The 12804-nt window shown below is 44.0% G+C and carries 6 protein-coding genes; 2 read left to right on the top strand and 4 right to left on the bottom strand.

The features are described from left to right. Positions 1–133: 133 nt before the first annotated feature. On the top strand, positions 134–385 hold the full coding sequence (locus QGP82_RS08320; RefSeq protein ID WP_499058336.1) for a hypothetical protein: 252 nt from the start codon (positions 134–136) through the stop codon (positions 383–385). On the opposite strand, the gene QGP82_RS08325 is transcribed toward QGP82_RS08320, so the two are convergent. Then, complete coding sequence (locus QGP82_RS08325) at positions 375–1031, bottom strand: DUF928 domain-containing protein (protein WP_499058338.1); 657 nt, start codon at positions 1029–1031, stop codon at positions 375–377. The two genes, QGP82_RS08320 and QGP82_RS08325, sit on opposite strands and share 11 nt — an antisense overlap. Before the next feature lie 393 nt (positions 1032–1424). Here QGP82_RS08325 and QGP82_RS08330 point away from each other — a divergent pair, with 393 nt between their 5' ends. Then, on the top strand, positions 1425–3893 hold the full coding sequence (locus tag QGP82_RS08330) for a CHASE2 domain-containing protein (RefSeq protein ID WP_499058340.1): 2469 nt from the start codon (positions 1425–1427) through the stop codon (positions 3891–3893). 33 nt (positions 3894–3926) lie between these two features. Here QGP82_RS08330 and QGP82_RS08335 read toward each other — a convergent pair whose 3' ends face one another. From QGP82_RS08335 to QGP82_RS08345, 3 genes are all read right to left on the bottom strand, one after another. Then, the gene (locus QGP82_RS08335; protein WP_499058342.1) at positions 3927–5183 is read right to left on the bottom strand and encodes an adenylate/guanylate cyclase domain-containing protein; all 1257 of its coding nucleotides are present in this window, start codon (positions 5181–5183) and stop codon (positions 3927–3929) included. Positions 5184–5313: 130 nt separating this feature from the next. Beyond that, positions 5314–8862, bottom strand: a complete 3549-nt coding sequence (locus QGP82_RS08340; RefSeq protein ID WP_499058343.1) for a two-partner secretion domain-containing protein — start codon at positions 8860–8862, stop codon at positions 5314–5316. Positions 8863–9154: 292 nt separating this feature from the next. Then, positions 9155–11638, bottom strand: a complete 2484-nt coding sequence (locus tag QGP82_RS08345; RefSeq protein ID WP_499058345.1) for an L-type lectin-domain containing protein — start codon at positions 11636–11638, stop codon at positions 9155–9157. Positions 11639–12804: the final 1166 nt, after the last annotated feature.

Here is a 12804-nt window from a genome sequence, read left to right on the forward strand (position 1 = left end):
CCTGAACTTTTACCTGAATAAATCTGAACTTTTCAGGATTGATTTTACAAAAAGTAGTTGTCATAGTGAGATTGTAAAATCCAATAGGCGATATGCAGTGGGCTGCCAGTAATTTTCATCACTCCTCTGTTCGATGATGTTTTCTCAAACCGACCTCAAGTACATTGAGCTGGAAATGCTTTATAGCATTTTGAGCGATGATACTCCTTATCCTTGGAATCATGCAGAACCAGCCGCCGCTAACTACTTCGACAGCATCGAAACACCCGATGATTTTTGCGATTTACTCAAAAATAGTGAATCCCAGTGGCTCCAATTGCTACGACAGTTAGAGTCCCACTGGGAGGATGAGTCGATAAATCTCTCGAAGTCGATTACGGATTAATATCTGAGTTACCAATGATTTCAATAACTTCAGATAAGTACTGTTTCTGAAGGGAGTCTTCTTCGGAAGCAGCTAAACTGGATAATAGTGTTTGTACAAAACTCACATCTTCTGAAGCGCTCAATGCTTCCTCAAAAGCATCGTACCAGTAGCCGGCTTCTGCATAGAGTGATGCCTTCTCTGAGGCTGTGGGAGCCAGAGCTACAGCCGCCGCCAGCTCTGCTGGAGGAGAAACGACATCAACCTCGGCTATAAAATACTCTTGATAAGTGGGATTATCCAAATCGCAGTCAATGTTGACCTCCCAAAGATAACGCCCATCAGGTTCTAAACCGACATCTTCAGGAATTGAAAAACTAATTATTCCTGAGACATTGTCTTCATACTCTGTCTCGTATAGTAAATTTTCTAGGTCAATTGTAAAGAGAGAAACTCTAATGCGATAGAGTTCATCTGTCGGTACAAACCAGGCTAGGGTGGGGGTGATCGTAGTCGTTTGCCCCACATGATTCATCAACGTTGGAGCTAATCCTACTAGTGGTACATCATACATTCCTTGACAACCACGTGAGCCATTTGAGCCAGTTGCAGTTTGCGGAGGACTACCGCTGGGAGGCTTATACTGTTGAGCGTGAACAGGAGTCAACGGCAACGTTAACAGTAAAGTCCCTAGAATTAATTGATAACAACGTTTTGAAAACAAAGGGCTTTTCTGTGAGGGTCTCATAGCCAGATATTGAAAATCTTTAAAGCATTTCATAGTTCTACGAGAAGATTCTGTTAACTTCAATCTCAAGCCATCTTTACCTCATACTATATTCGACCCTGATAGCAGGTAATAGTTTCTACGGAAGGAGGGTAACCTGAGACACTCATCATTCTCTACATACCATTTCCCACAGTTTTAAGGTAAATACCGGATGTTAAGACATGCGAGGTGTGCTGATCAGATGGCTAACTCTAACTCCAAAGATGATTTCAGGCGATGTAAACTTTGGTTGCAGCTAGAATAATGACACTATCTTCCGGAGACGACTGATTGATTTTTGGGACCTGGGGCAGTATTCGTAACCAGATAGCAGTTTTACAAGTTGGACTGCTACCCGGTTTGCTGTTTCTAGGCTTAATTACAGCTGGCCGACTGGCCGGGGCATTTCAACCTTTGGAATGGCAAGCTTTGGATGCTTTTTTGCGATCGCACCCCCAAGAACCCACCGATGAACGGATCTTGCTGGTCAGCATCAACGAGGAAACCATTCAAGCCAGCGGCACCTATCCCATTCCCGATCGTTCCCTTGCCAAAGTGCTTCGCAAACTCCATAGCCATGAGCCACGAGTCATTGGTTTAGATCTATTTAGAGACCTGCCTGTAGAGCCAGGTCATAACGAGTTAAGAACCACTTTGCAAGATATTGAAAACATTATTGGCAGTGAAAAAGTCCTTTATCCTATAATTCCACCACCCCATACAATACCTGCAGAACGTGTGGGGTTTGTTGACGCCCCTTTTGATCAAGATGGTTGGCAACGCCGTGCCATTCTCGGCACCCAAACAGATCAAGGGTTCCGATTTTCTTTGGCATTATTATTAGCTCAAACTTATCTAGAACAAGAAAACATTCTTATCGGCAATGGGTACAAGGATCCGATCACCATACGCTTTGGTGATACTGAAATACCTCGTCTTCAACCCAATTTTGGCAGTTATGTAAATTTAGATACGGGTGATGGCACAGTCCAAACTTTGCTCAATTTTCGTCAAAGCGCTCAACCCTTTAGAGTAGTGACATTTCAGGATGTATTAGCAGGTGATGTCAATCCTGATTGGATTCGCGATCGCATTGTTCTCATCGGCGTCACTACACCCAGTATCAAAGACTATAGCAACGCAGCAACCCAATCTGTCATCAGCCCAAAGCTAGATTTTGTCTATGGTGTTGAAATCCAAGCCCACACAGTCAGCCAAATTATTAGTGCAGCCCTTGAGCAACGTCCCTTATTTAGAAGCTGGTCAGATCTAGAAGAGTACCTCTGGATTATTGGCTGGGGGCTAGTCGGTATTGCTCTTGCAGGATATACTCGCAAGCCTCTGCATGGCCTACTGTGGGTTTCCCTTAGCACTGCCACTATCGTTGGCATTAGCTATATCATGCTGTTAACAGGTTGGTGGATTCCCTGGGTACCTGCGGTTGCCAGCCTATTGTTAAGCAGTGCCGGACTGGCAGCTTTTTACCAATACGATCGGGTTATCCAAACAAAAGTCAAAGCCCAGCAACAGACCGTTACCATTCTAGAAGAGGCAAAATCTGCTCTGGAATTAACCGTCGCTGAACGCACCGCTGAATTGCGACAGTCTAACGTAGAACTCAATCAGGCCAAAGAAGTTGCAGAAGCGGCTAGCCATGCAAAAAGCAACTTCCTTGCCCACATGAGTCACGAGCTTAAAACGCCCCTCAACGCCATCTTAGGATTTAGTCAACTTGTTGCCAGTGATAACAACATTTCTGCAACAAGTCAGAAACGCATACAGATGATTAGCCAGAGTGGAGAACATTTACTGGAACTGATCAATGACATTTTATCAATGGCTAAGCTGGAGTCAAACAAACAGACTTTACGTCAAGATCCCTTCGCTTTGAGTACTCTAATCACCACGATTGAGTCTTTATTCCGACTGCGTATAGAACAGAAAGGGCTACAGTTTATAGTTGAAATTTCACCCACTATGCCAAAGGAGCTGATTGGAGATGCCCCCAAACTTCGGCAAGTGTTGATTAATTTATTGGGTAATGCCTTAAAGTTCACCCAGGCTGGGTATATAGCCTTACGCGTGGGCCACACAAAATACCAACAAAGTGGCCTCTCTTTACAGTTTGAAATTGAAGATACGGGTGAAGGAATTGCCGAATCTGAGTTATATAAGCTGTTTATTCCTTTTTTACAAACTGAAAGCGGCGAAAACTCAAAGACTGGCACTGGCTTAGGGGTACCCATTAGCCAGCAGCTAGCCCAGTTAATGGGTGGGGATATTCAGGTTAGTAGTCAACTTGGGAAAGGGAGCATCTTCACTTTCACAGCTCACGTGTTGGTTAAGTCAGACAAACTAGGGAGTAGCAAATCTTCTACTGATACTGTTATTTCCCATCAAAAGATCCTAAAAGTACCAGCCACAACTGTAGTTCCTTCCGCTGTGGAAGTTCCAAGTAATCTGGATAACGCTGTTGAACAACCTAAGGACGCAACACTCGTAGAGAAAGAGGTGATCCCTGTAAATGTGACAAATAATAACAGTCTTACAGTAGCATTGGCTACCATGCCGCCAGACTGGTTAGTGAAACTACATCAGGCAGCTCAGCGGCTCAATGGCAAGCAAGTGAAAGTGTTATTACAAGACATTCCCCCGTCTCAAATATCGACCACCAAGCAGCTAATGGCGTTTGCTAAAGACTATGAGTATGCAAAAATCGCGCAACTGGTAGATATGTGTTTACAGCAACAGGATGATTAAATCTGAGGTTATTCTCCCAAAGAATTAGGTATCCTATTTTTGTTTAAACTCCCAAATCCCCTGCCAGTTCTCAGGTAATTCTTGCTGCTGAAGCAGCTGTAAACGGTCTAAATAAAGCTGCACAGCTTTATCAGTAGGATTTGCCTGAAGAACTTCTTGAAAACAAACCTGGGCTTTGAGCAACTGTCCCTGCTGATAAAATTCTAGAGCCTGTAAATACTCTGGCAATGTTTTTAGCTTATTGGCCCGCATTGTCTCTTCTTCCGCATCAAGCACCTCGTAAACGGTGATGGGTGTGTGACGACCTTTGACAATGACCCGATCAATTAGACGCATTGAGTAACGATCAACATCTGTTAATTTTTGGAGAACGTCTTCTGAAATCAGCAGTTGCACCCCATAGTATTTAGTCAATCCCTCCAGGCGAGCTGTTAGGTTCACGTTGTCAGCCATGGCATCCAACTGCATGCGATGGCTCTCACCAACAATCCCCACCATCATCTGCCCCACATGGATCCCCGTGCCCACATTTAGAGTTACATAGCCTTTTGATTGGCGCTGTTGGTTATAGTCTCGTAGTCGTTGAGCTTGAGCAATGCTAGCTTGTAGAGCATCATCTACTCCATTGGGAAAGACGGCCATAATGCCATCCCCCATATATTTCATAATCAAGCCATGATGATTAGCAATTTCTGGGCTAATATCCCCTAAATAACTATTAATAAAGTTGAAGTTTTCCTGGGGAGTCATGGTCTCGGCCATTGTCGTAAAGTCACGAATGTCGGAGAACAAGATGGCCATTTCTTTACTCACATGATCCCCCAGATGTAAGTCGATCACGCTCTCTTTTTGCAAAAAATGAAGAAACTCCTGAGGCACAAATCGACTGTAAGCTTGCAAGAGTTGCTCTAGGTGTTGGTTGTTTTTGATTAATGTTTGTTCATGGGCTTTGACAGCCAGCACTGTTTCTGTAAATACCTGGGCCAGGGTACCCAACTCGTCAGCACGACTGATAACTGTTTCTAAGTGATCAGGGGTGAACGCATTACGTTGAACAGCCGCTGCTGCTGACGTAACAATTTTCACCTGCTGAATGTAACTGGCCATTTCCCGCTTTTGCTGATTAAGCGAGTTCTCCAACACAGTAGAATGCTCGGTCACAATATTGATCAGCGTCTCCAGGCTTTCGCGTTCGCTCTGAGCCACTAACAGTGCCTGATGCAATCGTTCATTCTCTGCGGCAAGGTCAGTTGGTGACAGGTCATCAGGTTTAGGGGACACAGGGTTCATAGAGGATAATGGCACCTTTAACCTATGTTTACAAGAATGCATCAAAAAGCCAGCAGTGTTTAAAAATGGTAACTGTCCCAGGGATACCGTTGCTGAGCAGTGGTATAAGTAACGGCTAATTTCAAGCCATTTAACCTTGTGTCTGGCAGGTAAATACTGACTGCCAGGGGCTACGAGGTGTGACCGAGCTTGCCTCTGCTGTCAGCACAATTTCACCATCTTTGTCCACGATCCATCCCTGAAACTCAGTAATTTGTCTGGATTCTTGCTGGTTAAACGTTGAGGCAACCGGACCTGTTGGCGTAGTTGGAGCATCATCTAGCGTTTCCCAAATTGCCAGGTCGTTTTGAGGATTGAGCTGCTCGGGTGATGGTGGCAGCCCTCCCCGACCGGTCACCGTAAATTCCCCCAGGGCAGTTGCAATATCGCTAGCCCCCGCACCACACCCCTGGGCAACTAGTCGGGAGGCATCAACCAGCCCTGTGGGTAGTTGTACCAGATCATCACTGGGATCAACATCTGGTGTTTCAATAGTGACACTTCCCTGAAGACCAAATTCAGAACTAGCTGTAATATCGCTCAAAGGGGTTAAGGCTGGCCGAAACTCGATACCAAACAACCCCTGGGTGTTTACGGTGACATTCCCACCGTTGCCAAGAAAAGCATTGGCTGTGATGTCACTATTTTCGGTATCCACCGCCACCACAAAGCCATCGGCAGTCGTAATGGCAACGTTTCCACCGTTGCCAAAGCCCTGATCACGCCCGGCAGTGGCAGAAACGTTACTGCCATTACGCAAAAGCAAAATAGGCCCCAGATTAAGGGTAATATTGCCACCATCGGCACTGTCAGCTTCAGCTGAAATCAGCCCTTGGTCTAAACGAAGTTGTTCAGATGTGATAGCAATGCTGCCACTTTCGCCAGTGCCTTCACTATCAACTGCAATTCGACCTCCATTTTGTACCAGTACCAAACGGGGATTAATAATCACACTTCCTCCCATCCCAGTAGAGTCAGGGGTAGTACTAGCCTCAATAGCACTGTCAACACCATCTACTAAAACAGTATCAGTAACATTCAGTTCAATGTTGCCAGCATTACCCTCACCTGCAGTTGTTGCTTCCAGTTGAGCACCATTAGTAACAAAAAGATTAGGGGTTGTAATTTCTAACTCCCCACCATCTCCAGTTGCCTGTTCCAAGGTTTCAACGCTAGCACCACTGGCTCTATCATCCTGATTAACTTCAGCAAATGAGGTCAGGCCATCAAAGCTAGCAGATTCAGTAGCAGTAATTCTGACATTACCTGCCTTACCAGATTGAGTACTGGAGCTAATGGTCCCCCCCCTAGTAACAGCTAAGGTTGAGGTAGCAATATTGATATCTCCCCCCTGTCCCTCTGAACCTAAAAACATTTCGCTGAGGATAGCACTCGGCAAGGTGGGGATTGCATCCGGAATAGCTAAAATTTCTGGAATAAAAACAGCTCCATCTATAGTGATATCTTCTGCTCGGATAGCAACATTACCAGCATCTCCCATAGCTTCTGAACTGGTTCTGATTTGAGCTGCATTTTGCAGAGATAGTGAGTTGGTGGTGATATCAATGTCTCCTCCCATACCCACTGCACCGGGTTCAACGGTACTAAAAATGCCAGTGGCTTCAAAACTAGTTGGAGGTACAACTCTAAAACCTGATAGTGATATAGAATCAGCTGTTACAGTCACATTCCCTGCATTGCCATTACCAGCCGTTAAGGAACCAATCCGAGTGCCGTTAATAGCAACTAGTAAATCGGTATTGATAGTGACATCACCTGAATTCCCTGAAGCCCCAGGTGCTAGAACTCCACTGAGCAACTGGACTTCATCTAAGAAAATTGAATCACTATCAATATTGACATTTCCAGCATTACCAGGGCCAATCGTTATAGCCCCTATGCTAGAAAAGTCAGACTGAAATGAATCTGACTCTACATTAAAGTCTCCTCCTTGACCAGGGCCTAAGGCTCCGAAAAATACAGTAGACGCATTACCACCCAAATTAATAACTGGAGCCACCAAAGTAACATCTCCTCCAGTTCCAGCTAAAGAGAAACTGTCGATATCCGCATCATCTTGAGGTTGCAGAATTGCTGTTTCACTTCGCAGGGTAATACTCCCTCCTGGTGTCCCAAATGATCTAATATCTCTAGATGAAGGTAGAGAAATATCACCCCGAGCATCGATAACAATATTAGTGCCGGGACCGGCAGGTGGTGGAAACTGCTCCGTAATCGAAATTACTTCGATCGTCCCAGCGGGTAAATTGGCATTGGGCTGATACTGATTAGTCAGCAACACCAATCCACCGGGTTGTCCAATACCGATAGTACCTACAGTAATGTCAGAGCCAAGGGTTCCACCAGGATCATTTACAGTGACTGTAGCAGCGGGCTCAACAGTGGGTGTTCCGATGATGGGTGTTCCAGTAAACGGAGCCTGGTTCCAGTCAACACCAGCTCTCACATCCAGCGTAGTCTGAGTGTTGCCACTAATCTCTAATGTTGTTACACCATCAGATAATGTCACGTTACTGAGGGCACTGTAAGGAGTTGTTGTCCCAGGAATAAGCGTATTGTTATTCGGGTTAATGGTATTAGCTCCCGTATCAGGACCAGTAATCACGACGTCACCCAATTGAACGCTGCCCCCTGCTAACACATGCAGTGAAGGGCCTTCGTAGTTCGCCAGGGTCACATTACCCACCGCTAAAACAATCGGATCTTCCAAACTGAACACATTCGCTGGATTACCATCAAGGTCTTGGGCCTGAAATTCACCCCCTGTTATAAAGTGAGCGTCTGCTCGAATGGCATTGGGTGAAACCAATGTTAGATCATTGCCTGCAGTCAAACCGCTGCCTGCCTGCTGCAGTATATATAGATCAATCGTGTCACCTTGCAGAGTTAGATTGTTACCTGCTGAAGCGATAAATGAATGACTGTCACTATCCCTGACCGTTAGTGTATCTGTAGCTAATAGCGTTAAATTTTCCCCCGCGCTTATTTGATTATGCAGGTTCAGACTTAGCCCTTGCAGGGTCAGGTCTTGCCCCGCAGTTAAATTGCCCTCATTGGTAATATTTCCTGTAGCAGGCAGCCAACTGCTAAGCCCCATCGGTGAGTTAATGGCTAACAGAGGGGGAACATCCGGGTTAAGGGCACCAAAAATATAGCCGTTGTCAAAGGTAGCGCCGTTAGATGTGGTGCCAACAAATGAGCCGCGTACATCCAATTGAGCATCAGGGCCAAAGAGGATACCGTTGGGGTTGATTAGATATAAGTTAGCCTGTCCCAATGTGCCAAGGGTGCCTAAGATACTGGATGAGTTTACTCCAGTCACTCGACTAAAGATATTTTCAATATCAACAGGATTGGCGAAATGAACCTGTTGGCCATTTTGCACATTAAATTCTAAAAAGCTGTGAAAGAGATTTCCAGCTCGAATTGCTCCTCCGTCAATTCGATCCGTAAAGCCATTACCTAAAGGAACACCAGGGGTAATAAAAGAGCTTTCAATCCCTAGAGAATTATCTGGAATGAGTTGGGCATAGGCGGGAGCAACGATACCTAAACTGGCTACAGCCAATTGACTAACAGCTACAATACCCATGAATGCAAATTTCGTGCCTTGCTGCATGGCTGTAAAACCTTTAGCGTAGATTTGAAGTGACTTTGCGCACAAGTGTACCGTGAAAAACCTTGGGAATAGGGTCTTTACTTAGTAAGTATTTATTAAGTTATAGCGTTTAGTAACTATGGGGCGATCGCAAATCATCACTCCATAATTGTTTGCGATCGCAATAAGCTAAAACCAGTCCAATTTTTATGGACTACCCTTATCCTCTAAATACCAATACCCCAGCCTCAATAGACAAGCACATTGAGACTGGGGCTAATGACAGTTCCTGCCTTAGTTATAAACCTTTGCTTTAGACATCCAAAGCAGTGTGAAATGGCAAATCAGGCGTTACAGAAACAATCCGCTCAAAGTTATGGCGATTTCGTACCCGCGTGTGATCTAGGGTCAAAATCAACTTGCCTGGGTCACTGGTATCGCTGCCAAGCCTAATTTCTAAATCACCCGCATTATGGGAGTAAACAAAGTCATCAATAGTAAACTCTGTTGTTTGCAAAAAGATTTTATCATGCCGTTTACTAAAGTCTTTGACCGTAGACGCTAATTCGTCGCCAGTCGATGTAACTGAGTCAGGAGGATTAAGCAAAAAGTCGACTGGGACATAAACCTTGTCTCTTCCTGCCCCCGTATAGGTATTGACACCACTAAATAAGATTAAGGTGTCGTTACCTCTGCCAGTGTTGAGCCTCTCTCCCAAACTCAAGCCAAAGTCTGTCACCTTATCCTTACCATTACCAGTTTTGACTGTGACATCTATATTGCTGCTAAATTTATTTGCCGAAGCATCAAAAAAGTCCTTGGCAGAGCGCTTTTTAGACTTAGATAGGTCAACTTTAACCTTCAAGGTCTCTTCAGCATTGTTAGAACTGGCAATCAGATCGGCAAACGGGCTAAATGTCGTTCTACTCTTTTTAGAACTGTAGTCTTTATAGCCTTTATGGCGTCCTTTATGGTGCCTAGGCTCCTTAATAGTAACTTTGTCACCATTTTCCCAGTTGTTAAAGATTAGGGTGCTAATCCCGTCTTCATCATTTCCTTTCCATGTCAAAACTGAAGAAATCGATGTGTCCACTGTGACAGGGCCAGAAAGACCATCTAACTTACCGTCTGAAGATACCGTTGTAATATTGGCTAACTCACCAAATACCAGGTCTATCGTTTCGGCTATATCTGGAACAGTCTCATCGCCGACAACTCTCAGGCTACCGTCCTCTAGCTGTTCAACGCCATCTACAAACTGTTGGAAAAACTCAACAGCCCCTTGATCGTCCAATACATCAAAATCGGGATCTTCGACAAATTTTAAAAACAGCTCACCATTAGGAAGAGTACCCGCTTCAGATGTATTGACCCCATCCCATCCCCAAGGGCCCCAGTTGGTTGAACCAGTTCCAATACTGCCATCTACAATGAAGAACTCACCAACATTTGCCACATCAACTGCTCCAAATGCCAGCTGAACAGTTTCCTCATCTGTTACAGTGATCCCCGTTTCAGATTCAGTCACTGAAACCGTATTGGTGTATTCCTCTGCTTCTAAAACAATCTGATCAACTTGGTGATCATTATCAGTATCGATTTTTTCTGTAATCAACGATTCATAGAGCCAAAACGAACCGTCTAAAACCCTGCCCCCATAGGTTGCTACATCGCTAGCAATACCTGTAAGCGCTGCAACCGGAACTTCTACAATCGGTTCGTCAGGCAAAAGTGCCTGTACCTCAACAAAAAATGTGCCAGTCGAATTACCCGCTAACGTTGCCGTTAATTCTAGTTCATCACTATCAAACTTATTAATATGAACCGAAGTGATATCAGGATCAGACGTCTCTAGTGTTCCAGAATTAAACGCTAACCCCGAACCTACAATATTGTCAGCTAAGTCAAAGGTAACAGCATGATCAGAACTATTTTCTACTTCAAACCTTAGTAGACGATTCTGCCCTAAAGCTATGGTATTGAAGGGTAAAAGTTGATTGTCAGATCCTTCAATAACAAAGTCCTTTGTAACTGACAATGACGATTTATTGAATTCAAAATCTAAAATTTCATGGGTGGCATAGGCACCCCCAGTGGCTGCACCGAATCCAATCCAATTTGAACCTTGTCCAAAACTAGAGTCTAAATCAATGCGATCAGACTCATCCCCATCTCCATCAGGATCGTCAAAATCAATCGTTAGACTCGGATCTTCTGGGCGTGAGGGATAATCATCATCTTCATCAGCACTGACATAAACGCTCAGTTCACGTTCGCCACCATCATATTGAACCCAAGCATTGACAGGTGTTTCATCGATATTTTCGAAAACTACTCCTGGCAGACTTTGGGTCTTGATCGACTGCACAGAACCATTTATATTGATGCCAAGATGATTACTATTCGGGTCTAATCTATTAGGATTTGCCCAAGTGTCAAACTCAACGGCAAAACTATTATCAATGCCCAAATATCCTAAGCCTTCTCCTGATGCACCTAATGCATGAGCTCCATTACTTTGGAGCATAAACACAAGACCATCGGCTCCGTTTAAAACACCGACATCCTGAAATTTATCAGTAATTCCACCAGAATCACTCACTTGAAACGTGAAGAAAGCTTCCCAAGATTCTGCCTGACCTACGTCAACTTGTAAGAAAGCAGTACCCTTTTGGTCATTGGGATTAGTATAAGGGTCGGATACATCGGTTAAACGTAGCCTACCTTTATTCAAAACGGCGTCACCGTTTGTTATTAAAAGAGATTCTGAGAGAAGGCTGTCGACAGTTGAATTCATACTGAGGCCCATTGCTAAAAAAATCCTCAAAAGTGGATGGTTAAAACGAGGAGATTATCCACAGCAAATTTTGACAAGATAGCGCTTTTCATTAGATGAAGTACTTACAAGTCTTGGCTAGAAAGCCTTGAGAAATTGACATATACTCCACTAATCCTAAAATGCTGTATCAACATTGATAAATGCCGACATTCTCGTGCATTCACGTAAGCTCTATAAATGCAGACCAAACTCGATGGATCTTACTTGGAAAAATAACGCCTCAATTTTTCAGCTTATACAAAAGCTAATTCGAGCAGCTGTAGTTGAAATCATCCAGTCAAAATGAGTAATTGAATACCAATTCACTGGGCATCAAAACTATTGTGCTCTCAATGCTATAGCTGAATCACTAAAATTAAAGCCACTTGTCCCCTTAGATGAATCGCTTCCAGTATGAAGAACCATAGCCTCTTTAAAGGGAAATCAGTACTTCAACACAGATCACGATACAAAGCTATGAACAATATCACCTAGAATATCTCGTTCGAGTATAAATTTTCATTGAACATTTGCAGTAATCCATGAAGCAACTACTTCGAGATTAAGGGGCTAAACCATAATATTTATTGTTTTTTAGCCCTTAACACATTACTGGCCTTAGCCCACATAAAGAGTGTTTCTCAACGCCAATAAAATTTTTGAGTTTTTACCCGTGTGGCCCTTCAAGGCATTCCGTTGACTCTGTTTCTAGCTGTTTATATTGTTACTTCAAGGGTAATTGATTGAGAAAACACAAACACCTGCTCCATCAGCTAGAGTAAATAGGAACAATACCCCCATTTACTCTATTTGGGTTAATTGGGGTATTCCTGGAGAAGATCTTCCATACCAAACATTCGATACATTTCAATGGATTCTCGATGTGATATTGCGGCCACAAGGTTGCAAAGGACTTATGGCGTTGCTGGTCCTTGGGATGACTTTAGTTGCTCGATTTGCCATGGTTTGGCCTATATTACATAGCCTGACATAAAGTCTGAGAAGCCTATCCATGCTTGTAATTGCTCAACCCGGTTTAAAAAGAGAGAGTCCAGGTGAGAGAGCTATCTGAATAGCCTTGAGAGCGGATAGTCCTTGACGTTTACCGGTATTGACAACTGAGCGTACCGCAGCCAATAAATCTC

Source organism: Leptothoe sp. LEGE 181152 (assembly GCF_032906605.1).
GTDB classification, from domain to species: domain Bacteria; phylum Cyanobacteriota; class Cyanobacteriia; order Phormidesmidales; family Phormidesmidaceae; genus Leptothoe; species Leptothoe turfae.